19 protein-coding genes are annotated in these 23,676 nt (G+C 53.2%); 3 read left to right on the top strand and 16 right to left on the bottom strand.

The window, feature by feature from the left end:
- The first annotated feature begins 1 nt into the window (after position 1).
- Entirely contained in the window at positions 2–868 is an 867-nt protein-coding gene (locus H6F67_RS08575; protein WP_190765319.1) for a DNA-formamidopyrimidine glycosylase, read from the top strand.
- On the opposite strand, the gene H6F67_RS08570 is transcribed toward H6F67_RS08575, so the two are convergent.
- From H6F67_RS08570 to uvrA, 3 genes are all read right to left on the bottom strand, one after another.
- A complete protein-coding gene (locus H6F67_RS08570) occupies positions 861–2,621 on the bottom strand; it encodes an ATP-binding protein (protein ID WP_190765317.1) in 1,761 nt (586 codons plus the stop codon). The genes H6F67_RS08575 and H6F67_RS08570 overlap by 8 nt on opposite strands.
- A 161-nt stretch (positions 2,622–2,782) precedes the next feature.
- On the bottom strand, positions 2,783–3,025 hold the full coding sequence (locus tag H6F67_RS08565; RefSeq protein WP_190765315.1) for a hypothetical protein: 243 nt from the start codon (positions 3,023–3,025) through the stop codon (positions 2,783–2,785).
- An 890-nt stretch (positions 3,026–3,915) separates the two neighbouring features.
- Entirely contained in the window at positions 3,916–6,957 is a 3,042-nt protein-coding gene (gene uvrA, locus H6F67_RS08560) for an excinuclease ABC subunit UvrA (RefSeq protein ID WP_190765312.1), read from the bottom strand.
- 574 nt (positions 6,958–7,531) lie between these two features.
- Here uvrA and H6F67_RS08555 point away from each other — a divergent pair.
- Positions 7,532–10,297, top strand: a complete 2,766-nt coding sequence (locus H6F67_RS08555; RefSeq protein ID WP_190765310.1) for a putative Ig domain-containing protein — start codon at positions 7,532–7,534, stop codon at positions 10,295–10,297.
- Positions 10,298–10,346: 49 nt separating this feature from the next.
- Here the strand turns inward: H6F67_RS08555 and H6F67_RS08550 are convergent, their stop codons facing one another.
- The 7 genes from H6F67_RS08550 to H6F67_RS08520 form a co-directional block, all read right to left on the bottom strand.
- Positions 10,347–11,159: a sensor histidine kinase KdpD gene (locus H6F67_RS08550; RefSeq protein ID WP_190765308.1), complete on the bottom strand. Its 813-nt coding sequence runs from the start codon at positions 11,157–11,159 to the stop codon at positions 10,347–10,349.
- Positions 11,160–11,330: 171 nt separating this feature from the next.
- The gene (locus tag H6F67_RS08545; protein ID WP_313926789.1) at positions 11,331–12,113 is read right to left on the bottom strand and encodes a transporter substrate-binding domain-containing protein; all 783 of its coding nucleotides are present in this window, start codon (positions 12,111–12,113) and stop codon (positions 11,331–11,333) included.
- 41 nt (positions 12,114–12,154) lie between these two features.
- Positions 12,155–12,508: a 50S ribosomal protein L20 gene (rplT, locus tag H6F67_RS08540; RefSeq protein WP_190765306.1), complete on the bottom strand. Its 354-nt coding sequence runs from the start codon at positions 12,506–12,508 to the stop codon at positions 12,155–12,157.
- A gap of 40 nt (positions 12,509–12,548) precedes the next feature.
- A complete protein-coding gene (gene rpmI / locus H6F67_RS08535; RefSeq protein WP_190765304.1) occupies positions 12,549–12,746 on the bottom strand; it encodes a 50S ribosomal protein L35 in 198 nt (65 codons plus the stop codon).
- 115 nt (positions 12,747–12,861) lie between these two features.
- Positions 12,862–13,299 (bottom strand): hypothetical protein, encoded by a 438-nt coding sequence (locus H6F67_RS08530; protein WP_190765302.1) that lies wholly within the window; start codon positions 13,297–13,299, stop codon positions 12,862–12,864.
- Between the two features lie 201 nt (positions 13,300–13,500).
- The gene (cobU, locus tag H6F67_RS08525) at positions 13,501–14,043 is read right to left on the bottom strand and encodes a bifunctional adenosylcobinamide kinase/adenosylcobinamide-phosphate guanylyltransferase (protein WP_190765300.1); all 543 of its coding nucleotides are present in this window, start codon (positions 14,041–14,043) and stop codon (positions 13,501–13,503) included.
- Between the two features lie 156 nt (positions 14,044–14,199).
- Positions 14,200–17,316, bottom strand: coding sequence for a DUF4347 domain-containing protein (locus H6F67_RS08520; protein WP_190765298.1), 3,117 nt, complete (start codon positions 17,314–17,316; stop codon positions 14,200–14,202).
- Between the two features lie 392 nt (positions 17,317–17,708).
- Between H6F67_RS08520 and H6F67_RS08515 the strand changes: the two genes are divergently transcribed.
- Positions 17,709–18,380 (top strand): hypothetical protein, encoded by a 672-nt coding sequence (locus H6F67_RS08515; RefSeq protein ID WP_190765296.1) that lies wholly within the window; start codon positions 17,709–17,711, stop codon positions 18,378–18,380.
- A gap of 246 nt (positions 18,381–18,626) precedes the next feature.
- Here the strand turns inward: H6F67_RS08515 and H6F67_RS08510 are convergent, their stop codons facing one another.
- The 6 genes from H6F67_RS08510 to H6F67_RS08485 all read right to left on the bottom strand — a co-directional run bounded on the left by H6F67_RS08510 (position 18,627) and on the right by H6F67_RS08485 (position 23,655).
- Positions 18,627–19,700 carry an AI-2E family transporter gene (locus tag H6F67_RS08510; protein WP_190765294.1) on the bottom strand — a complete coding sequence of 358 codons (1,074 nt, stop codon included), beginning with the start codon at positions 19,698–19,700 and terminating at the stop codon, positions 18,627–18,629.
- A gap of 295 nt (positions 19,701–19,995) precedes the next feature.
- Positions 19,996–20,199 carry a phycobilisome linker polypeptide gene (locus H6F67_RS08505; protein ID WP_190765292.1) on the bottom strand — a complete coding sequence of 68 codons (204 nt, stop codon included), beginning with the start codon at positions 20,197–20,199 and terminating at the stop codon, positions 19,996–19,998.
- 285 nt (positions 20,200–20,484) lie between these two features.
- On the bottom strand, positions 20,485–20,970 hold the full coding sequence (gene apcB / locus H6F67_RS08500; RefSeq protein ID WP_190765290.1) for an allophycocyanin subunit beta: 486 nt from the start codon (positions 20,968–20,970) through the stop codon (positions 20,485–20,487).
- 96 nt (positions 20,971–21,066) lie between these two features.
- Positions 21,067–21,552, bottom strand: a complete 486-nt coding sequence (gene apcA, locus H6F67_RS08495) for an allophycocyanin subunit alpha (RefSeq protein WP_190765288.1) — start codon at positions 21,550–21,552, stop codon at positions 21,067–21,069.
- A 368-nt stretch (positions 21,553–21,920) separates the two neighbouring features.
- On the bottom strand, positions 21,921–22,766 hold the full coding sequence (locus tag H6F67_RS08490; RefSeq protein WP_199304310.1) for a carbohydrate ABC transporter permease: 846 nt from the start codon (positions 22,764–22,766) through the stop codon (positions 21,921–21,923).
- The gene (locus H6F67_RS08485; RefSeq protein WP_313926788.1) at positions 22,759–23,655 is read right to left on the bottom strand and encodes a sugar ABC transporter permease; all 897 of its coding nucleotides are present in this window, start codon (positions 23,653–23,655) and stop codon (positions 22,759–22,761) included. Before H6F67_RS08485 ends, H6F67_RS08490 begins: the two co-directional genes overlap by 8 nt.
- Positions 23,656–23,676 lie beyond the last annotated feature (21 nt).

Raw genomic sequence — 23,676 nt, 5'->3', positions numbered from 1 at the left:
CGTGCCAGAACTGCCCGAAGTCGAAACCGTTCGTCGCGGCCTGAATCGGGTCACGCTCAATCAACTGATTTGGGGTGGGGATGTGCTGCTGCCGCGCACGATCGCCCACCCCATTTCTGTGGGCGATTTTCTTCCGGGCATCGTCGGCTGCGAAATCTGCACCTGGCAGCGACGCGGCAAATATCTTTTAGCCGAGCTTGTCAAGCCGCACCGCAACTCACCCAAAGCGGCAGGCTGGCTCGGCGTCCATCTCCGCATGACCGGACAATTGCTCTGGGTGAAGCAGGACGAACCGCTAGCCAAACACTGCCGCATCCGACTGTTTTTTCCCCACCAGCGCGAACTGCGATTTGTCGATCAGCGCACGTTCGGCCAGATGTGGTGGGTCCCGCCCGATCGCCCTCCAGAAACGATTATCACCGGATTGCAGCGCCTAGGTCCCGAACCGTTTTCGGATGCGTTTTCGATCGACTATCTCGCCACTCAGCTTGCCCGCAGCCAGCGTCCGATCAAAAATGCCCTGCTCGATCAAAGCTTGGTGGCTGGCGTTGGCAACATCTACGCCGATGAAGCGCTCTTCTTAAGTCAAATTCATCCCCAAACGCCGAGTGCTGCGTTGAGTCGCGAGCAGATTGCCCGACTGCATCCAGCGATCGTGCAGGTGTTGCAAGACAGCATCGGCGCAGGCGGCACAACGTTCAGCGACTTTCGCGACGTGCAGGGCATCAACGGCAACTACGGCGGTCAAGCGTGGGTGTACGATCGCGCTAAACAGCCATGTCGCCGCTGCGAAACGCCGATCGAGCGGATTAAGCTGGCAGGTCGATCGTCTCATTTTTGTCCGCACTGTCAGCCAAAGATTAAGTAATGGCATTGACAGGTCGCCCCAGCGCGATCGCGGCTGCGTGAATCAAGGCTTCTGGCTCGATCGGTTTGGCGAGATGCTGCTGGAATCCGACTGAAATTGCTTGATCGTGTTCACTTTGGGCTGTGTAGGCCGTCAGCGCGATCGCCGGAATCTTCGCGTTGGAGTCGGGCAGCGAGTCGCTACACGAGTCTAAAGAGCGCACCTGCTCAATCAGCTTGTATCCGTCCATCTCCTGCATGGCAATGTCGCTAATTAGCAAATCGAACGGCGATCGCTTCAAATGTTCAAGGGCGTCTGAAGCAGAAGGCATGGCCGTGACAATCGCGCCTTCTTGCTCCAGCAAAAACGCAAGAAACTGTAAGGTAGACGGTTCATCTTCCACGATCAGAACGCGCACATTCTGCAAATGAAACTTGAGGTCGGCAGGCGGTTCCGGGTCAGGCTCGATCGACTGGGCAATCAGCGGCAGGCGGACGGTGAAGGTTGCACCCTTGCCAACTCCGGCACTCTCAGCGGCGATCGTGCCGCCATGCGCTTCAACCAACTGCCGCACCAGCGACAACCCCAACCCTAGCCCGCCGAATTGCCGAGTAATCGAACTATCTTCTTGGCGGAAGCGATCGAACACATACGGCAAAAAGTTCGGATCGATGCCTTTGCCTGTGTCGCAAACCGTAATTTCAGCGAGAGAATGAGGCGTCGAGGCATCCCGAACGCTCAACTTCACTTTCACCTTTCCACTGGTGGGCGTAAACTTAATCGCGTTCGAGAGCAGGTTCCAAACAATCTGCTGTAAGCGGCCAGCGTCACCCAGGACGATCGCATCAGACACGGCAAACTGAGTGGCAATCGCAATCGATTTGGCATCCGCAGCAGGGCGAACCGTTTCGAGTGCAGCAGCGATCGGTTCACTTAGATTAACTTTGGTCAGGTCGAGGCTGAGCTTGCCTTGAACAATACGCGACAAATCGAGCAGATCATCCACAAGTTGCGCTTGGCGCTTGGCGTTTTGCTCGATCGTGGCGAGGGCTTCTTGCAGCTTGGCCTGCGGCAGCTTTTTGGTTTGCAGCACTTTTGACCAGCCGAGAATCGGGGTTAGTGGTGTGCGTAGCTCATGGGAGAGCGTCGCCAGAAATTCATCTTTGGTGCGGTTGGCGGCTTCGGCTTGGTTGCGGGCACTGTGTTCTTGCTCTAGCAAATATTCGCGCTCGACTTCAAGCTGTTTGCGATCGCTAATATTTCGCTGAATCGCGACAAAATGCGTCACCTGCTGATTCACGTTGCGAATCGGCGTGATGTTCCATTCGACATAAAATTCGGTGCCGTCTTTGCGATAGTTGATTGCTTCACCGTGAAAGGGTTCGCCGTCTTCGAGATGCTGGCGCAGGTCGTCGAGCAGGTTGCGATCGGTATCTGATCCCTGCAAAATCCGGGGTGTTTTGCCCAGCACCTCGTGCGTGTCATATCCGGTCATTTCGCTAAAGGCCGGATTCACGTAGACAATCTCAGGTCCCGGTGGATTGAGATGCGCCGTTGTGATGATGATTGAATCTCGCGACTGCTGCACGGCAGAGAGCAACAGTCGAATCGCTTCTTCTGCGACCTGCAAATCGCGCAGCGCAGTGGTTAGGCGCTCTAGCGATTCGGTCAGTCGGCTTTTTTGCTGAAGTGGCAGTTGACTCGCATCTTCCTGTAGCTCGGCGACTCGTTTCTGCACATCTTGAATTTGATCAACAAAATCGTCCCCGTTCACGGTCTACCTAAAGATTGCGAGCATAGTAGATCCATTTTGAAGAATTTTGTCAGGACTGACATTGCTACTAAGAGAGATTTGGCAAGCCAGTGTTTGCGATTTGATCTGGGATGCATGAAGGAGTCGAGGTGCAACTCCCTCGTGCATCCCATTTTGCGAGTTTAGCCGCCTTCCTGTAACACCTTGGCTTTAGAATCGCCCCAGTAGGCGCTACAGGTGTAAACCTCTTTGGTGCCCTTCAGTTCAGTTGTCCAGCGGTAGATCGCAGAGCTGGGTTCCACGCCGATCTCGATCAGCTTTGCACCCATGTAGTATTCCATTTTCTTCTTGGTGAGGTCTTTGAGGCCATCGGGGGCGGTGCGATCGACCGTGCGGGTCAAATGCGCCTGCGTGTGTTTTGCCATGAGTATTTCGATTTGTGCTTCATTAATTAAGATAGATTACCGAAGCGATCGATTTCACACAGCAGGTGCATTGAGCCGCTGGCAGGGCAGCAAGCGACATCATCTCGCAAAGAGGAGCGAAGCTTGTACGCAATTGGAGCTTGGGCTTGGGCGCAAGGAAGGCGAACAGGCAGGCAAGCACGAGAAAGCCGGAGGCCGCGATCGCACCTTGACAAGATGCTTGCTGCCTCTCGGCTGGTTTCAATTAACGAGGGTCAAATTATGGGCGACCAGCGGAGCTTAGCTCGCTGTTGGCCTAATAATAATCCAGCGTCCTGTAGTAGGGTCGCGCTGTGCAATAAATGGATTCGGCTTTAGTTTACGCTTGGGCGGCTCTACTTGAGTCGTCATCGAACTAGAGGAATTATTGGACACCGCTGCACCTCACACGATCGCGTCTAGACAGGAGTTTCACTGAATATTCGCTGATCGTAGAAACACTCGCTGATGTGAGGGAATAGGGGTAAGACCCCTCATTCAGGTTCATTCTCAACGGGGGGTGTGAGGGCGAGAGAATGCAGTCAGTAACGATTCAGGAACTCAACCGAACGATTCAGGAACTCGATTATCAGTATCGATCGCCCTTCTCGTTCTGCAAGTGACGGCTGAGCACTACACTGGTGATTTTCGCAAGCGATCGAGGTGACATCAATCACAATTGCAGGACTCGATCGATCCGTGTCGCATCTGAGGATTTGCGTATCTGACCATCGTATCCGCAAGCTTGCTGCAAAAGCGTTGAACTGAATTGAAGTTTGCGCGAAGATATGGTGAAGTCTGGTGAAATACTGACACAGGGTGGATGCTTCAATTCGTCCACTGTGGACTGGCTGCGATCGACAATTTTGGATTTAACGTGCTGCACTTGCGATCGGGTGACGAATCAACACCTGCTTGAGATATTGGCCTGTGTAGGAGCGGGGATTTTCGGCAACTTGTTCGGGCGTACCGACTGCGACAATTTCGCCACCGCGATCGCCGCCTTCTGGCCCCAAATCGATCACCCAATCTGCACAGCGAATCACGTCCAGATTGTGTTCGATCACAAGAACGGAATTACCTTTATCTACAAGCCGCTGCATCACGTCGAGCAGTTTGTGAACGTCATAAAAGGACAATCCGGTGGTCGGTTCATCGATCAGGTAAAGCGTTTTTCCGGTTGCGCGGCGTGACAGTTCGGAGGCGAGTTTTAGGCGCTGAGCTTCCCCACCAGAGAGCGTTGGGGCGGTTTGGCCTAAGCGGACGTAGCCCAAGCCGACATCGACCATTGTTTCCAGTCGGCAGTGGGCTTTGGGAATGTTGACAAAGAATTCGAGGGCTTCGTCGGCGGTCATGTTCAGCACATCGGAGATCGATTTGCCTTTGTACTTCACCTGCAAAGTTTCGCGGTTGTAGCGTGCGCCTTTGCAAACTTCGCACTGCACATAGACATCCGGCAGGAAGTTCATTTCGATCACGTTGACGCCTTGTCCACCGCAGGCTTCGCAGCGTCCACCTTTGACGTTGAATGAGAATTGTCCGGCCTTGTAGCCTCTGGCTTTGGCCTCGATCGCTTCGGAAAACAGTTCGCGAATCACGTCAAATACGCCCGTATAGGTGGCGGGGTTGGATCTGGGTGTCCGACCGATCGGAGACTGGTCGATGACGATCGCCTTGTCCAGCGCATTCAGGCCGCCCACTTCGTCCATTTCCTTGGAGGGCGGAATTTTGCGGCCAAAGTGCTGCTGAATGGCGGGATAGAGCAGTTCGTTGACCAGCGTGGATTTGCCCGATCCCGATACGCCCGTGATGCAAACGAGTTTGCCCAGCGGGATGTCTACGTCAATATTTTTGAGGTTGTTGCGGTGGGCGTTGCGGATGCGGAGGCTGCGGTTGTTTCCGGGGCGGCGTTCGGCTGGCGTTTCGATCACGCGACGACCGGAGAGATATGCGCCCGTCAGGGAATGCTCGGCTTTCAGCAGATTTTCGAGTGAACCTTGGGCGACGATCGATCCGCCATGTACGCCCGCACCGGGACCAATATCCACGAGATAATCGGCAGCGCGAATCGTGTCTTCGTCATGTTCCACGACGATCAGCGTGTTGCCCAAATCGCGCAGGCGGTGCAGCGTTTGCAGGAGGCGATCGTTATCCCGCTGATGCAGTCCGATACTCGGCTCATCCAAAACGTACAGAACGCCCGTCAAGCCGGAACCAATCTGCGTGGCGAGTCGGATGCGCTGGGCTTCGCCGCCGGATAAGGTCATCGCCGTGCGATCGAGCGTCAGATAATCGAGTCCGACATCGAGCAAAAACTGAAGTCTCGCTCGGACTTCCCGGAGAGCTAGATCACCAATTTGCGCTTGGCGGGGCGTCAGGTTCATCTGCGTAACGCGATCGAGACAGTCGCGAATCGAAACGCTGGTGAGGTCTTTGAGGCGATATTGTCCCAGTCGGACGGCGAGCGAGGCGGGCTTGAGGCGATCGCCGCCGCAAACTTCGCAAGGCTGATTCACCAAATATTGTTCCAGCTTCTGCCGATACATCTCCGATGTGCTTTCTTCGTACTGCCGTTCCAGCATCGGGAGGACGCCTTCATAGCGGCGGTGATAGCCCTTGGTGTCGCGATAGCGCGAATCGGATTCGATGTAGATTTTTTCGTCGGAGCCGTGCAAAATCGCGTGCTGCTGGTCGGGTGTCAGGTTTTCCCAGGGCGATTGCAGTTCAAAGCCGAACGCTTTGCCGACGCTGTAGAGCAGCGAGAAGTAGTAGGTGTTGTCTTTTTCTGACCAGGGAGCGATCGCCGCATAAACCGGAAGTGAGGGATCGGGCACAACCAACTCAGCCGAAAAGGTGCGCTTTGTGCCCAAGCCGTGACAGTCGGGACAAGCTCCATACGGTGAGTTGAACGAGAACAGACGGGGCGAGAGTTCTTCCATCACCGCGCCGTGAATCGGACAGGCGAAGTTTTCTGAGAAGACGACATCGATCGACTGGGGCGCTTCCTCTTCTTCCGGCTGGCCGTAGCGTCCGGCAGGCTCAGCCGCCACGTTGGGCAAAACGGATAGCTGCGATCCAGACGGCAGCGGAATGACGTTATTCGAGTCGGGCAGAATTTCGACGATCGCAATGCCTTCCGATCGCTTCAGGCAGGTCGAAAGTGAATCGACGAGCCGTTCTTGAATGTTGTCGCGCTTGACCAGTCGATCGACCACGACTTCGATATCGTGATAGTGATTTTTGTCGAGTTCGATCGAATCGCTCAGTTCGCGCACTTCGCCATCGACGCGGACGCGCACAAAGCCTTCTGAGGCAAGGCTGGACAACATTTTCTTGTGTGTCCCTTTTTTGCCGCGCACGACCGGAGCGAGAATCTGAAAGCGGGTGCGATCGGGCAGTTCCATGACGCGATCGGTCATTTCGTCGATCGTCTGCGGCACGATCGATCGATCGCAAATCGGGCAGTGCGGCTCTCCGGCGCGTCCGTACAAAAGACGCAGGTAGTCGTAAATTTCCGTCACGGTTCCGACCGTCGATCGCGGATTGTGTGACGTGGATTTCTGGTCGATCGAAATCGCGGGGCTGAGTCCTTCGATCGCGTCTACGTCCGGCTTATCCACCTGTCCCAAAAACTGACGGGCGTAGGCGCTGAGCGATTCCACGTAGCGGCGTTGACCTTCGGCAAAAATCGTGTCAAAGGCGAGGGAAGATTTGCCCGACCCGGAAACGCCTGTGAAGACGATCAGGCGATCGCGGGGCAGTTCCAGGTCAATATCTTTGAGGTTGTGCTGTCGTGCGCCCCGGATGCGAATGCTGTTGAGCGACTGGATCGATCGATGGCCGTTTTGGTGTCCGTTCTGATGAGCATCAGCGGAAGCAGGAACAGAAGGGCGGTCAGATTTGCGATCAGGCATGGAGGGGCAGTCCCAAAGCAGCATTTCTACGGGCAACAGTCCTTAATGATCCTATCGCTACTCCCCAAATTTCAGGAATAGCCCGATAGACAAAGGGGTGCAAACGCCTATTTTAGCTTGCTTTCCTGAGTTCAGTACAGACGTTCTGAGTTCTGCGACAGCGATCGAGCGACACCCTGCTGGGAAATTGCGATCGCTAGCCATCACCCAGAAATAGCCATTAAGTTGACCTTGCTTGCGGCGATAGGCGATCGAAACTTTCGCATTCGTTCAAAGATTTAATGAGGCGATCGATCTTCCAGTGAAATCGGTCGCCTCTTTTTTCTGATAATTCTTATCTGAAATTGACCGCAAATTCTCTGTTTACGAGCCACTTTTTGGAGTGCTAATTTAGGTGCTGAAGTGCGCTCTTCTGTAGCAAATTGCTTTTCTAGCTGGCTTCACGAAAACGTAAAATTCAGAGAATTCTAATATTTTTCCGAAATTTTACTGATTCAGTAATTCAACTTTACGCACACTTCAAACCTGAGAGGTTTCGCCTCACAATTTATTTACAAATTCGGAGTACATTACCATGACTTCTTTTGGCGCGACTGGCAAAATTACCACTGACTTTGGCGGCAATGACGAAAGCCGCGATGTCATTGCCCTAAGCGATGGCAAGATTTTAGTGGGTGGCTTCATTGGTAGGAGGACGACTGGAAATGACTTTGCGATCGCTCGCTACAACGCTGATGGTACATTAGACGCTAGCTTTGGAATCGGTGGCAGTGTCACTACAGACATCCGCAACAACAGCAATGATGTCGGCTTTGGTATGGCCGTGCAAAGCGATGGCAAAATTCTTCTAACTGGTTTTACGAGTCCAAGCAGTCCTGCTGATGACTTCGTGGTTGTTCGTTACAATCCAGACGGAACACTTGACACCAGCTTCGGTACAGGTGGCATCGTCATAACCGAGACCAACGGCGGTTTCGCGCATCGCGTGGCTGTACAGAGTGATGGCAAAATTGTGGTTGCTGGTCATGCTGGTGGCACTGCTAGTAGCGATTTTGCCGTTTTCCGCTACAACATAGATGGCTCACTCGATACCAGTTTCGGCACAGGTGGCAAGGTCGTTACTGATCCTGGTGACGACAACACCTTTAACATTGCCTATGGTCTAGCCATACAGAACAACGGCAAAATCCTCGTCACTGGTTACGCTGGCAACCGTTGGGATGTTGCGATCGTTCGCTACAACGAGGACGGTACACTCGACACTAGCTTCGGCACAGGCGGTAAAGTCATCACTGACATTAATAACTCTACTGACCTTCCTTACAGTTTGACCGTACAGAGCAATGGGAAAATTCTCGTCGCTGGTTATTCTGTCAGCAACAATTACAACTTTGCGCTCGTCCGCTACAACGAAGACGGCACACTTGACACCAGCTTCGGTACAGGCGGAAAACTCGTCGATGACAGTTTCAACAGCAGTTACGGCTCTGGTGATCCTCCCATCAGTATAAAAGTGCAGAGTGATGGCAAAATTCTCGTTGCTGGTCACAAGGCTGGTGTCTATGGAGTTAGCACCACCGATTTTGCCGTCGTCCGCTACAACGAAGATGGTACGCTCGACACTAGCTTCGGTACGGGTGGCATTGTTACAACTGACATTAATAACACCCCAGACATCAGCTACGGGATGACTGTGCAGATTGATGGCAAGATTTTGGTGGTTGGAAACACCAGCGACAGGTTTCGCAACAATTTTGCGATAGTCCGCTACAACCCAGACGGTAGCCTTGACGCTAACTTCCTGCCAACCTCAGCCGATGCGATCGTCAGCACGATCGCAAACACGCCTTACACCTTCGCCGCCTCCGATTTTCCCTTCAGCGATGCCAACGGTGAAACGCTGCGATCGATCTACATCACTGGCCTCGAAACAGCAGGCAGTTTGTTTTTCGACAGTGACGGCAACGGTCAGGAAGACGACGGCGAAGCAGTGCGGATCGATCGCATCATTCCAGTAGACGACCTCAACAAGCTGAAATTTACGCCCGATGCCAACGTCGATCGCGCCAGCTTTCAGTTCAGAGTCCGAGATGCCTATGGCTTCAGCACAGCCGATTACACGATGTCGATCGACCTTGACGAGCCGCCCAGCATCAGCGGCACACCCGCAACGACGATCGACGAAGACGGCATATACAGCTTCACCCCAACCGCGATCGACCCCGAAAGAACCTCGCTGATTTTCACGATTCAAAATCAACCGACCTGGGCAACCTTCGACACTGCCACCGGAACCCTCAGCGGCACACCGACCAACGCAGCAGTCGGAACCACTTCCGGCATCGTGATCAGCGTCTCGGACGGCGTAAACTCGATCGCCCTGCCCGCCTTTGATCTCACCGTCACCAACACCAACGACGCGCCCACTGTGGCAAATGCGATCGCTGACCAAACCGCCCAAGCCGGACGCGCCTTCCGCTTCAGCCTGCCATCGCAAACCTTTCAGGATATTGACGCTCAAGACCGCCTCACCCTCAGCGTCACGCAAGCCGACGGCACAGCCCTACCAAGTTGGCTCAGCTTCAATCCGGCAACAGGTGAATTCACAGGGACGCCGCCGCAAGCCGGATCGCTCTCTTTGAAAGTCACCGCAACCGATCGCGCCAACGCTTCGATTCGCGATGAATTTGTCTTGTCGATCGCGCCTGCTCCCCTCACCAACCCCGACCCGACTCCTACCAATCCGCTGAGCGGACAACTGGGTGAATGGCCTATTAGCTTTGGCAGAATCACCAATCGCAAAAACGGCACCTCCAAAGCCGATCGACTCATCGGCACAAACGGCAACGACGGCCTCAACGGTCGGCGCGGCGATGACTTGATCAATGGCCGCGCTGGAGACGACATTCTTGATGGTGGCAGAGGTGACGATCGCCTCGCCGGAGGCGCAGGCAACGATCGCCTCGCCGGAGGTGCAGGAAGCGATCTGCTGATCGGAGGTGCAGGCAACGATCGCCTGATTGGTGGACTTGGATTTGGCAGAGACACGCTAATTGGCGGAGCAGGCAGCGATATGTTTGTGCTGACGGGGACAGGTAGAAGCCATACGATCGTTGACTTTGAAGCGGGCGATCGAATTCATCTGGCTAGCATCTTCGCTTCATCCAGCTTTCGCGAGGCAACATTAGATCAGGTGATTCGCGTCAATCAGGTCGGTGCAAACACCGAAATTCAATTCGATATTGATGGCCTCGGCAGCGGCAGCACCTATAAAACGATCGCCAGCCTGCAAAACTTTACTGCTGCCAATCTCAGTGCAAGCAATTTCGTCATCCGCTAGGGCGCGGTTTCGATCGCTTGAACATGCAGCGTATTTAAGCCCGATCGCCTCAGACGCTATTCGCAACCGCTCGATCGATCGGCGGTTGCGCCAGCGGCAGCGTACAGCGAATCTGGTAGGCTGGCTCGATCGTCTGCTCCAGTCCGCCCTGCATCTGTTCAAGCAGCAGTTGATCGATCATGAGATTGAGTCCGGTTTCTGGAACGGGTTCGGTGCTGGCAGGTCGATCGTCCGTTACGGTGATTTGAGCGGTTTTTGTGGCGGGTGAAGCTTGAGCGGCAACTTGGATCGTGCCTTCGCGCATCGTGGCGATCGCGTTGGTGACGAGATGCAGCAGAATTTGCCGTAGCCAGCGCGGGTCAGCCGTCACGTAAATGGCGCGATCGGGGCGATCGAATTCGAGGCGGAGGCTGCGGTTTTGTGCTTGCAAATAGGTGAGGCTGCGGACTTCTTCAAACAAACTTGATAGCTGGACGGGCTGAAGTTCCAGAGCCACCGTACCCGCTTGCACTTTGGAAACTGAAATGACTTCATCGAGTCGGGAGAGCATTTTTTGGGCGGCAGCTTGCGCTTGGGCGACAAATTCACGTTCTTCTTCGGGACTGTCGCTCAGGTCAGAGAGGATAAGCTGGTGCAGGCTGATGATGCTGTTGAGTGGCGATCGCAACTCGTGCGAAGTTTTAGCGAGAAATGTCGCCTTAAAGCGTTCCATCTCAATCGCCATGCGGTAGGCAGGCTGAGCATCAAGTTGAGCAATGGCATCGGTTGCAACGGGCGATCGCCTCGTGGGTTGAAGCCGTTTGCTCAGCAGCCAGCCCATTCCTAGCCCGACGCCCCAATAGAGAAATTTGCTCCAGTCCATGATTGCTGCAACGAATACGGCTTGACGTGAATAGCGGCGACTCGGATCTTACGGGCAACCTGGCGATCGCTTGCTGAAGTTGAACATCGTCAAAATCGCCGCTGCTCCTGCCGCTTGCAGCAGGGGGCGACGAACATCAGCTAAGCCTACCATAGGCATTTCAGTTTCAGGCTATTCCGGCAGTCCCCAAATTCTCAGCCGATCGGCCAGCCAGCCTGTTTCGCGCAGCCGATCGATTGAGGCGTTCACGCGCGATCGCAAACTGCTGTAGCGGTTGCCTTTGGGCATCGCGACGCTGAGCGCTTCGGCGGAAATGAGCTGCTCAATGCGGCGATATTGCGGCAATTCTTGCACCCAGCCCGTGAGAATGCTGGCGTCAGCGGCAAACGCGATCGCTCGATTCGTCTCCAGCAAAGTCAAGGCATCTTGATATGAGTTGGCTCCCACCAACAGGGCAGACGGCAACAGCGATCGCACAGTGGCGATTGTGCTAGAGCCATTCAGAACCGCGATCGGCTGACGCAGCAAATTAGGCAGCCGATCGATCGCCGGATCTTTCGTGACAAATGCCGTTCCGTCAAAGTAGTAGGGTGAACTGAAATCTACCAGTCGGGCACGGGCAGGAGTTGCCGTCATCCGCGCAATCACCAGATCCACTTCACCCGCAAGCAGCACAGACAGGCGGCGATCGTTGTGCACAGGTACAAAGGTCACTTCGGCTTCGTCACCGAGCAGATCGATCGCCAACTGCCGCGCCAAATCGATTTCCAAGCCAGCCAGTTCGCCATCTTGCAGAAAGCCAAGCGGCGGCGAATTGTCCTTTACAGCAACAATCAGCCGCCCCCGTTCTTGAATTTCTGATGCGGTTGCTGCCCGACTGGGCAGGGCAACTGCCTGGGTGAGCAACCACCCGACCAGCAGCAACACTATCAGCCAAATTGTCCGCCGCTTCACGGTTGCACTCAGTCTACTTGGCTCAGTCTGTTTGGATCGATTTACCGGGCTTGACCTGCCGCTTCGACCACTTTGCCGAAGCCGGACGGATCGAGAACGGCCATTTGTGCGAGCATCTTGCGGTTAATTTCAATGTTGGCTCTTTTGAGGCTGCCCATCAGTTGGCTGTAGCTCATGCCGTGCAGTCTGGCAGCGGCGTTGATGCGCGTAATCCACAGACGACGAAAATCGCGCTTGCGCTTGCGGCGATCGCGATAAGCGTTTCGCAGGGCTTTCATCACCTGCTGATTGGCGGTGCGAAACAAAGTCGAGTGCGAACCTCGAAAGCCTTTGGCGAGTTTTAGAATTTTTTTGCGGCGCTTACGTGCAACATTGCCGCGCTTAACCCGTGTCATGATTGAGAGTTCCTAGTAGTTGCGAGTGGGCGATCGTGCCTTATAAATAGGGCAGCATCAGTTCGACGTTTTCGGCATCGCGCTCGTGGACGACGACCAATCCGGTCAGCCGACGTTTGCGTGTCGAGGTTTTGTGCTGGAGCATGTGGTTTTTGAAGGCTTTGCGGCGCATCAGTTTTCCGCTACCGCTCCGCTGAAAGCGCTTGGCAGCCGCCTTCCGAGTTTTGAGCTTGGGCATCAATTTGGCTTAAATTCAACACAGTCTATGATCTTACCAGCGATCGCGGCATTTCGGCTACTGCAACAAACCGTTTGGCAAGGCAACCATTGAAAACATCAGGAAAAATTGACGCTTACGATGCTTGCGATCGATCGTCTGGCGATTTCATCAGGCGATCGCGAATTTGGGCAAGCCGTGCTTGATTGTTAATGGGCGATCGCGGCATAGGCGTCGAGGTATCCGGCCAAAACGAAAGATCGCTGCATGGGCAATCCAGCGATTGAACGCCCAAATTCGGCACAGGCACAGGCATGGCACAGCGAGCGCAGGGGTTGATTTCCCAACCGGGACTGAGCAGTTCGGCAACGGTTTGCTGAGTTCCCTCTAGGTAGCAGTCGCCCGCATCTGCTGATGTGATGCGTTGCCAAATGCCTTCAAACGCCTCGCTGTATCGATCGCCTTGAATGACAGGCTGGGGCAGAAGGGCTTCTTTGCCGCCGTCAATCAATATTTTCTTGCCAAGCTGAAACCAATAGGCGAGATATTGTCTCACTTGTGCTGAATCAGCCATTGGAACTTCCTCAAAACGCCAATCTTGTCACACTGGTTTACAGTTTGTAAGATTTAGATTCAATTCTTGGAGCCTCAAGCGGCAGATTGACCCTTAATGCTCAGGATGGAAATTCACCCTCTTACCTTTCGATCGTAACGAAATTTACGCAGACAAACTGTGAAGGGAATCTATAGTTCCTTGCTGCTCGACTGCGGCAGGCTAATCGACTGCGGCAGGCAGTCGCACTCCAACGCGCGTCAGATCGATCGCATAGCCGCCTGTTACGAGATAAACTGCGTCTGCGATCGTGCCAATCGCTCTGGTCAGGTTGCCCAAGCGATCGCGAAACTGTCGCCCACTTTGATACGCGGGAACTACGCCCCAGCCAACTTCCTCCGCGACAAAAATGAGATCGCTTGGCGTTTGCTGCAAGCAGGTAAGCAGGTGAAAAACGCTTTGCTGCCAATCGATTTCGGACTGGTCGATCAAATTTGCCAGCCAGGTTCCCAGCGAATCGACTAGCAGGCATTGTGTAGATTTGGCTTGGGCGATCGCATCTGCCAGTTCGATCGGCACATGCCAAGTTTGCCAGTCTGCCGGACGCCGCTGCTGGTGTTTGGCAATGCGAGTTTGCCATTCGCGATCGTCCAGATTGACTTGAGCAGTCGCAATGTAAACGATCGATCGTGTGGACTGGCGGGCGATCGCTTCTGCCCATTCGCTTTTGCCCGATCGAGCGGGACCTGTAACTAAAATCAGCATTTGCGGCGATGAAGTTGGATTTGCAGAAGACTAGCGTATCGCCGATTTGCCGCCGTGCGAGTTTCGGCAGTTCCAGCCAGCAAAAAACTCCTCAATTCCTGAACCGGAGTTGAGGAGCGAGTGCGATCGCCAGTCGATCGCACGAGCCAAGCAAAATTAGACGATCACAAAGTTGGTCGAGGCGAGGCTGGTGGCCGTGACATTTTGCAGCGTTGCCAGCGTCACCAATGTGCTGCCTGCGCCGCTGCCGTCTGCATCGATTTTGATGTCGGTGTTGGCTCCGGTTTGCACCAGTTGCACAAACTGCTCATAGCGGGCAAACGGCGTTGCGCCACCGAACTGCGAAGCGGACATAATGCTACGCAAATCGATTAAATCTTCAGCACTGTTGAAGTCCGTGATGGTGTCTGCGGCTTCGCCGAGATTATTAAACGTGAACTGATCGCGACCGCCGCCGCCCGTCAATCTGTCGTTGCCTGCGCCACCCACAAGAACGTCATTGCCTGCGCCGCCAATCAAGGTGTCTGTACCTGTACCACCCAGCAGCATATCGTTTGCGGCTCCACCGTTGAGCGAGTCGTTGCCTGCGTCGCCCAGCAGCCTGTCATTTGCACTTCCACCGTTGAGCGAGTCATTGCCCGCATTGCCCCGGATGCTATCACTGCCCGCTCCGCCAAACAGCTTGTCGTTGCCTGCGCCGCCAGAGAGGACGTTTCGATCGCGATCGCCCCGCAAGGTGTCGGCTCTGCGTGTGCCTGTGAAGTTTCGACCCTGCCTGCCCTGATTGAACAAGGGAAGCGCGATGGCAGTTCCAGTACTGCCGTCGATCGGGGCTGGATCACCTGTGCCACCCGTACCCGTACCGCCGCCACCTGTACTATTTGCAGAGGTGATGTTAAGTACAAAGACATCGCTGACTGTGGCCGTACCGTCATCAGCAATGACTTTGACGTTGATTGAACCAACGTCGCTGGCAGTGGGTGTGCCGCTGAAAGTGCGAGTGCTGGGATTGAAGCTTAGCCAGTTGGGAAGTGCCGTCCCATTGTCGAGCGTGGCGCTGTACGTGAGGCTGTCATCGTCGGCATCGGTGAAGCTGTTGGCCGGAAGCGTGAAGCTGAACTGACTGCCTGCTTGCCGAGCCGTATTTGCGATCGCGTTGGCAACGATCGGAGTTTGATTCGCCGCAACATTAAGCATGAACTCATCGCTGACCACTCCACCTCGACTATCCCTAGCCGTAACTTTGAGGTCGATCGAGCGGACATCAGCGGCGGTAGGTGTGCCGCTCAAGGTACTGAAGCCATCAAAGATGAGCCAACTGGGAAGCGGCGTATCATCAGCAAGCGTCACTTCATAAGTGAGGCTGTCGTTATCCGGGTCAGTAAAGCTGTCGGTCGGAATTGTGAAGCTGAAGAGACGATTTTCGCGGGCGCTGGCATTGGCAATTCCATTTACTAGCGTGGGATTTCGATTGGGTGCGTCAACGTCAAGCGACATTGTGTAAGCCCGATCGCTGAACTCAAAGCCGTCACTAACCTTGAACTGGAATTCAGCATAGTCCTGACCGCTTTCGCCCGCCGCAGGCTTGAATTTCAGCTTGCCCAGATCGTTCACTGAGATTTTTCGACCGATCGTGACGGCTTCGCCGGAATCTGCGGTGTTGCTGTCATCGCTATCGAGGAACAGTTCGCCTACACTGGGAAGCTGCGTAATTTCCACTTCAGCAAAGGCGTTGCTGTCATCATCGCGAAAGCCAAAGTCGAAGGCGCTGAAAACAGCTACTTCATTGAAGGGAACGCGCTTATCGCTATCGATCGCAGTCGGAAGTGTATTGTTGATAAAAATCTGAACGCCTCTACTTTCGTCAGCGACATAAAGCGTGTTGCCCTCTGCCAGAATGCTGCGGGCACTGCCCGGCGTGTCGATCGCATCTGGAAGCAGCGCTGGTCTTTCTGGATTAGTCAGGCTGATCAGCCGCACCCCATTCGCTTCAGTTGCCACATAGAGAACGTTGCCTGATCCTGCTCCCGTAACACTCACCGCATTTCCACCCACATCGATCAAATCTTGCAAAACTGGCTGGTTTGAATTTGCGATGTCGATGGGCCGTACACCTGAAAAGCCATCGGCCACAAACAAAGTGTTGCCCACGACGGCCAAACTCTGAGCAGTACCGGGAGTGTCGATCGCAGCGAGCGGTTGGGGACTATTGGGCTGGCTAATGTTGTAGCGCTGTACGCCCTCGCCGCCGTCAGCAACATAAAGAATGTCGCCAACGACCGCAACGCTGCGGGCAGTGCCTGGAGTGTCGATCGATGGCAGGGGCGTTGGATTGGAGGAGTCAGCAAAGCTAACCCGTTTCACGCCGTCGCCTTCGGTCGCGACATAGAGGGTGTCACCAAAGACCGCAACGCTCACCGCATTACCGCCGACATTGATTGGCGACGAAGCCGCTTGCGGACTGCTTGGATCAGCCAAGCTGATCGGTAAGACACCGGAAAATCCGTTGGCTACGAACAAGGCGTTGCCCAACACTGCTAAACCTTGAGCAAAACCGGAAGTGCCGATCGGAGCAAGCAGTTGTGGCGCTGCTGGATTGCCGATATCGATTCGCTGAACTCCCGAACCGCCATCGGCCACATACAGAATGCCGTTGATCAGCAGGACGCTGCGAGCATTATCTGGCGTATCGACGGATCGATTGATCAGACTCAAAACGTTTGCATATGCGGCTTGCGTGGCTGCGTCAAACGCGATCGCACTTTTGACATCGCCAAGCTGCACGTCGAGATGCCAATCACCGCCCAAGGCGCGATCGCCCGTCAAATTGTTTGATGCGGCGATGTTCGCACCTGTCAAGCTGCGGATCTGCTCAACGAAGGCAAGGCCGCGATCGCCTGAAGCCACATTGCAGCCGTATAGCAAAATGTCAGCTTCACTGAGGACACTGCGCCAGCTTTGCAGCAAAGTTGCATAGGTCGGCAGGGTGTCTGCACTCAGCCAAGTATTACCAAGCTGCACTGCACCTGCCACACCGTGCGAAACAATGTGAACACTAGAAACCTGAGTTTTGTGCAGCAAAGCTTGCGTAATTTGCAAGACACCATCTTCGTTTGGATGGAGAATGAAAACTTCTGTGTGAGGTGGGATGCCCGTCAGCAGTTGCTCGTAGTCTTGAACACCAGTATCAATGAACAGCAAAGCAGTGGGAGAGGGTGAATTGGACGTGGAGACCAAAGCGGAATCGGATCGAGGGTAGAGCAAGCCTGCCATAACATTAAGGTAAAGAATATAGGGTGTTGAAAGCAGTTTGATCGAGCGCGATCGCAGCGCCTGTCAAACAATCAAAAGCTTTCGTTCGCCTTGTGCCTCCCCAGTATTCCCAAAACAAATGTGAAAATTGAGACGATCTCGAATTTTTCGTTGGGTGGAAATACTGAATTTTCAGTCCATGCTAAAGATGGAAAGAAATATTGCGGTTCGCCAAGCTCTGTCGCGCTTTGCCAAAAAGCAGCTAAAATAGCCGCAATTTCAGTTATCGCTAGCCCTAGGTTGTGTCCGTATCCGATCGCCACCGTGATGCGATCGCTTTGCTGGATTCACGCTGGCTGCGCGATCGAGTTTGCTGGCGTTATAAGTGTCTTTTGGAGGCAGATCGAGCGGTTATGACCAAACCTCAATTGCAGCGCATCGAATCCACCTTGGCAAAGCTGGGTGACTCAAGCGAGGCAAACGTGCCTGCCCTGCCCAGCTTTAAAATCAGTGCTTCAACGACTGCGGCTCGTGTCCCCCGTGTCAGCCTTGAGAATGCTAGCTTGCCCAATCTGCCCAAGTTCAAGCCGCCTAGCATCAGCAGCCACCACCACGCGGCCAATCCTGCCCTAGCTGCCAATCTACTCAAGACGATCGCCACCAAAGTCAATGTGTGGCAAACCGAGCTTCAGCAGGTCATGCGGCAAATTCAAGCGCTATACGAAGAAGGACCAATCATCGATGGCTGGCTGGATGCACACGCGCCGTCTACTGCTGCCGATCCTTCAACGCTGCGCCATGCCGAGGTTGATCGCTTGATGGACTATGTGCAGGAAATTTGTCAGACGCCGTCAGCGGCGATCGATTCGTCGCCAGCGGGATATCGCCTGTGTGGACTGGATACAGACGGCAAGTTGTGGTCGCGCCCTTGCCCGCCCGATCAGCTTCCACAGGTGAGCCTGGCGATCGCCCGCTATCAAAAACTGCGCCAACTCCTCGCTCGCAAACAGCAGCTTGAAACGCAACTCCACGACTTAGCCCAAACATTAATTCCAATTCAAACGCACCTGCAATCGCTGAGCTAGGCATTCAAGCACCCGCGATCGCTCAAATTAACAAACATCAGAATTTTCTAATGTGGAGCGCTGTAATTACTTGCAGCAACTTCATTTTTTATCTTTTGAGTCAGTGAACACCACTAAATATTAACCAGGAAAGCCTCAAACTGTGCAGCTTTGGGCTTTGAATTTAATAGTATCTAAGAAGCGTAGAACTCTGGAGCCACAACATGTCCTGTTACGCTCACCCCGGTCTATGCCACTCGAACCAAGTTAATTTGCTAGAGAAACAGATGGCAGATTCGGCGCAGATTTGTTGCGCGATCGCAGTTTGTCTACCGTACTCTTCACCACGCTTGCCAGCGGCACGGCGATCAGCAAACCCAACACCCCGCCAATTTTTCCACCCAGAAACAAGGCAGCAATCAGCCAAATCGGATTCAGCCCGATCGTTTGACCCATCATTCGGGGCGAGATCAAAATGTCATTCACCTGACCAATCACGATCGCCGTAATCAGCACGCGAATTCCCTGCCCAAAGTCTTGCAGGGAAACAATCAAGCTGACAATCGCGATTGTAACAATTCCGGCATAGGGAATCAGCGTACTTAGCCCAATCACCAGACCAAACAAAATTGCGTAGGGGACGCCCCAAAGCAGTAGCCCCAGAGTTTGTGCCAGACTCAAAATTCCTGCCAGGATCACCTGCGTGCCAAAATAGCGGCGAAACGTCGTTTGAATTGAATCTTGCAGTGTCTCATTCCAGGGAGAAGGTAACCAGCTAAAAATTCCGTCCCAAGCACGTTCGCCGCCAACCAAAATAAAGATTACCAGCACCCCATAAAACAGCACATTGACCAAACTGTTAATGGTGGTTGCAACAACGGCTAGCGCCTGATTGCTGGCAACCTGAAAGACGCGACCCAGTTGATTGATGCTCTGCTCTAGCAGATTGGGCAGATTTATGGGTAGGTTTTGATCGATTGCAAATTGCCGCAAAATCTGAAGCTGCCGATCGCCCGACTCCACTAGCTGTGGCACATTGGCAACCAGGGCGCTGAACTGATCGAACACCAGCGGACCGATCGTCACCGCAGCGCCTCCCACCCCCAGCAGCGCCACCAGCAGCACAATGGCGATCGAAACTCCCCTCGCAACGCCCTGTTTCTGTAAAAATCGGGCAGGCAAATTGAGCAGAAAGGCAGAAATGGCAGCAGCGATCAGGGTATTGAGAAAAGGCTGAAGGTAGTCGAATAGCTGTAGCAGTAGCCAGCCGTTCAGGAAGGCAAAAGGAAACACAATCCAAACCTTGAGCCAGTCCGGAAGTACTTTTAGGGTTTCAAGCATAAGGTTTCAAGCGTAGGATTCCAAGCATTGTGTCACTAGACATTCTCTAAGCGAGGATAATGCTAAAACTGCCTTTTCTTCGATGCCAAACGCAAAGAAGGTGCATCAATCTCATCGTTAGTGCTGTATCGATGCAGAAGAGCCAATCCTTTCTTTTCCATCGGCATGATTCGATCGCGAGGCATAACCAGCGCTGCTGACGACAATTGCTTTCTCAGGCGAGCAACTCGATAAAATCGAAAAAAAGGCCGCTGGTGGGCGACCTTTCAAAATGCGATTGGTTTGTAGCGTTGCCTTAGGCGAGTCCGGTGTTCATGCCGGGTTTGCCAGTAGATAGTTCCACCTTGACAATTTTGCCGCCCATTTTTTGAATGCGCTGCTGCTCTTTGAACCAGTTCTCGTAGGGAACGAGCTTGGTGAAGTATGTATTTTGCAGTTCGCGCTGCGTCCGAATTCGGGTTTGGCTAGGGACGCAGGCGGTCACTTTGAACATCCGCATGGGGTTTGACTCCTAAAGTTGAGGGAACCGATCGAGACGCTTTTGTCTAACAGTTTTGAGGAAAGCTCTCGCAGACGATCGATCGCTGCAAGCTGAACGGAGCTTTGCCTGCTATGAAATTTTGAATTTCTATTGTCGCATTAATTGCGATCGAAGTTCTGAGCGTCTGAAGTCAATCTTAAATCGGCACAGCCACAAGATTAGCCCTTGCGAACTTAACACTCACTCCAGACGGCTCAGAGCTTACACTGCTAACCGCTCATACCCGATTAGCAAAACGGCTTCTTAGCTCAAGCCAGAGCAGATGTAGTCGAGGTAGACACCCATTTCCTTACCTGCGTCTGCGCCCACCAAGCTGGCGGTCACTTCCTTCATGGCTTGGATCGACTGCACAGTGGCAGCAATGGGCACACCCAGCGAGTTGTAGGTTTCCTTCAGGCCGTTGAGCACGCGCTCATCGAGGATGGAAGGATCGCCAGCCAGCATTGCATAGGTGCTGTAGCGGAGGTAGTAGTCCAGATCGCGGATGCAGGCAGCATAGCGACGGGTGGTGTACATGTTTCCACCGGGACGAGTGATGTCAGAGTAAAGCAGCGACTTGGCGACGGCTTCTTTGACGATTTGAGCGGCGTTGGCGCTGATCGTGGTGGCTGCACGGACGCGCAGTTCACCCGTTTGGAAGTAGCCTTTCAGCTTTTCCATTGCGCTGGTGTCCAGGTACTTGCCTTGAACGTCGGAGGAGTTGATAACCGAGGTAATTGCGTCTTGCATGGATTTGATTCCTTGAAACCGAGTTGCAATACTGTTAAATGAAACAGCCGTTTACTAAAACAGCCGTTAGTGAAACAGCAGAAAAAGGGCTAAGCCTTACTGCATTGCGCCGACGAGATAGTCGAAGTAGGAGCCAGCTTCAGCGGCATCTTCGCCCGACATCATCGAGGTGGCAACGTTCTTCATGGCGCGGACGCTTTCTGCAACAGCTTCGATCGGAGTTCCGAGCGACTTGTACATTTCGCGCACGCCGACGACGCCGATTTCTTCGATCGGGGTCACGTCACCTGCAACGATTCCGTAGGTGATCAAACGGAGGTAGTAGTCCATGTCGCGCAGGCAGGTGGCGGTCATTTCTTCACCGTAGGCGTTGCCACCGGGAGAAACAACATCCGGGCGTTTTTGGAACAGTTGGTCGCCAGCTTGCTTGACGATGCGCTCACGCGATTCGGTCAGCACTTGGGCGATCCGCAGGCGGCGCTCGCCCGAAGTCACAAAGCCTTTGATCCGATCCAGTTCACCGGGGCTGAGATAGCGAGCTTCAGCGTCGGCATTCACGATCGATTTCGTGACAATACTCATTGATGGGTTCCTCCGAAAAGAAAAATGTAACCAGGTGTGTTTAAACTGGCGCTCAGTGATGAGCGACTGAGCCACAATGCCAGAACTGCCAAACCGTTTGACCGAAATTCAGCAGGCATCCTCTAATTTACCTTGTGTGGGTTCGGAAAATTTGGGCGTTTCCAGAAGTACATCAAGGTTTAGACTCAGCTACCTTCCGCAAATCATTCTGCGGCATTTTCTTGATGTTCTGGTTTGCTTCTTCACACTTTGTAATATATTTTTCAGAAATGACAGACGCACCATAAAGTCAGGAATTTTGCAAGGCATCTAATCCGAAATATTTCTTAAAATTTGGCTGAGGCGATCGCTGCTGCCTCATACGGTGCTTACCCTTTGCCGCCTGTGAACGTCACGCCTTCGATGAAATAGCGGTTGAAGAAGGCATAGATCGCCAAAACGGGCAACGTAAACACCATTGAAGCGGCCATAATGTAGTTCCAATAGCTGATGTATTGCCCTTTGAAACTATTAAGGCCGAGCGGTAGGGTGAACATTTCGGGATCGAATAAAATCACAACGGGCGTTAAGAAATTATTCCAGCTTCCCATGAATACAAAGATGGCTTGTGCTGCAAGCGCGGGCTTCGCTAAGGGTAAAACAATATGTCGAAATGTGCCCCAGCGCGTTAAGCCGTCAAGTTGAGCAGCTTCTTCCAGTTCACGCGGAAAGTTGACGAAAAACTGCCGCATCATGAAGATAAACGTGGCGTTGATCATGCTGGGAACGATCATGCCCTGATAGGAATTCAGCCAGCCGATCGACTTCAAAATCAAAAATGTCGGAATTAGTGTGACTTGAGCCGGAATCGCTAAAACCGCCAGAATTAGAAAAAACCACATCTGTCGCCCGCGAAACCGCAACCGCGCCAAGGCATAGCCTGCCATTGAATTAAACAACAGATTAAATAAAGTTACACTGACAGCAATCACAACGCTGTTGAACAGCCAGCGTAAGAACAAAGGTTCTTGTATAAAAATGCGCTTGTAGTTGTCAAACGTAAAGTTTTTGGGCAAAAAGTTAGCCTCGCCGCTGACAATTTCTGAAAGCGGTTTGAAGGAGGCAGAAAGCGCCCACAAAAAGGGAATGACGGTGATGATGGCATAGAGTGTGAGGACGGCATACAGAAGAATTTTCAGCCAGGATTGATCGCCAAACTGTTTGAGTCTAATCAATTTCGCCTCCAAACCAGCGTCGCTGAATCAAGGTCAAAAGAATGATGAGGGCAGCGAGGGAAAAGGCGATCGCTGCTCCATAGCCCATCTGCAACGTCCGAAACACGGCCTGGTAAATTAGCAGCACAACCGTTAGCGTTGCGTTATTTGGTCCACCTGTACCACCTGAGAAAATGTATGACTGATCGAATAGCTGAAACGTGCCGATGATCCCCATTGCCACGACAAAAAAAGTGACAGGTTTGAGGAGCGGAACGGTGATGCGAATAAATTGCTGCCAGCCGTTTGCGCCATCAAGTTCTGCGGCTTCGTAGACCGATCGCGGAATGCCCTGTAACGCCGCGAGATAAATCACCATGAAAAATGGAGCGGTAGACCAAATATTCATGATCATGATGCTGCGGAGAGCAACAGCCGGATCGCCTAACCAGTTGTAAGTCGGTAATCCAAGGAAACCGAGGAAGTCATTTAATAAGCCGTTGGTGTTGTAAATCCACATGAAAATGAGTGTTAAAACGGCGGAAGATGTGACGGTGGGTAAAAAGTAAAGAATGCGCCAAAGATTGCGCCCGCGAATGCCGGAATTCAAGGTTACAGCCATGACTAGAGCGAGGATTGTTTGAGCCGGAACGACGATCGCCACATATTCGATCGTGTTTTTCAAAGCAATCCAAACTCGCTCATCCGATCGCAACCGCGCAAAATTTCTCAAGCCGATAAATTCATACTCAATGCCGCCCAAAAGCTGCACTTTATGAAACGAAAGAAAAACCGCATATAAAATTGGCAAGATCACAAAAATGCTTAACACAAATAAGGCAGGAGCCATAAATAAATAGCCCGTTGCGTCTTCTTGCAGGTGCGATCGATCGCTTTTCTGACTCAACACGGAAATTCACACTAAAACAGC

Origin of the sequence: Microcoleus sp. FACHB-1515, from assembly GCF_014696105.1 — a bacterium.
In the GTDB taxonomy this organism is placed as follows: Bacteria; Cyanobacteriota; Cyanobacteriia; order Elainellales; family Elainellaceae; genus JAAUTJ01.
This window is presented reverse-complemented; position numbering and strand designations above follow the sequence as displayed.

Bases quoted from the DNA above. Each gene is read 5' to 3' on its own strand.
- H6F67_RS08565 (WP_190765315.1), bottom strand. From the start codon at position 3,025: ATGGCAAAACACACGCAGGCGCATTTGACCCGCACGGTCGATCGCACC.
- uvrA (WP_190765312.1), bottom strand. From the start codon at position 6,957: ATGCCTGATCGCAAATCTGACCGCCCTTCTGTTCCTGCTTCCGCTGAT.
- H6F67_RS08555 (WP_190765310.1), top strand. From the start codon at position 7,532: ATGACTTCTTTTGGCGCGACTGGCAAAATTACCACTGACTTTGGCGGC.
- H6F67_RS08550 (WP_190765308.1), bottom strand. From the start codon at position 11,159: ATGGACTGGAGCAAATTTCTCTATTGGGGCGTCGGGCTAGGAATGGGC.
- rplT (WP_190765306.1), bottom strand. From the start codon at position 12,508: ATGACACGGGTTAAGCGCGGCAATGTTGCACGTAAGCGCCGCAAAAAA.
- rpmI (WP_190765304.1), bottom strand. From the start codon at position 12,746: ATGCCCAAGCTCAAAACTCGGAAGGCGGCTGCCAAGCGCTTTCAGCGG.
- H6F67_RS08530 (WP_190765302.1), bottom strand. From the start codon at position 13,299: ATGGCTGATTCAGCACAAGTGAGACAATATCTCGCCTATTGGTTTCAG.
- cobU (WP_190765300.1), bottom strand. From the start codon at position 14,043: ATGCTGATTTTAGTTACAGGTCCCGCTCGATCGGGCAAAAGCGAATGG.
- H6F67_RS08520 (WP_190765298.1), bottom strand. From the start codon at position 17,316: ATGGCAGGCTTGCTCTACCCTCGATCCGATTCCGCTTTGGTCTCCACG.
- H6F67_RS08515 (WP_190765296.1), top strand. From the start codon at position 17,709: ATGACCAAACCTCAATTGCAGCGCATCGAATCCACCTTGGCAAAGCTG.
- H6F67_RS08510 (WP_190765294.1), bottom strand. From the start codon at position 19,700: ATGCTTGAAACCCTAAAAGTACTTCCGGACTGGCTCAAGGTTTGGATT.
- H6F67_RS08505 (WP_190765292.1), bottom strand. From the start codon at position 20,199: ATGCGGATGTTCAAAGTGACCGCCTGCGTCCCTAGCCAAACCCGAATT.
- apcB (WP_190765290.1), bottom strand. From the start codon at position 20,970: ATGCAAGACGCAATTACCTCGGTTATCAACTCCTCCGACGTTCAAGGC.
- apcA (WP_190765288.1), bottom strand. From the start codon at position 21,552: ATGAGTATTGTCACGAAATCGATCGTGAATGCCGACGCTGAAGCTCGC.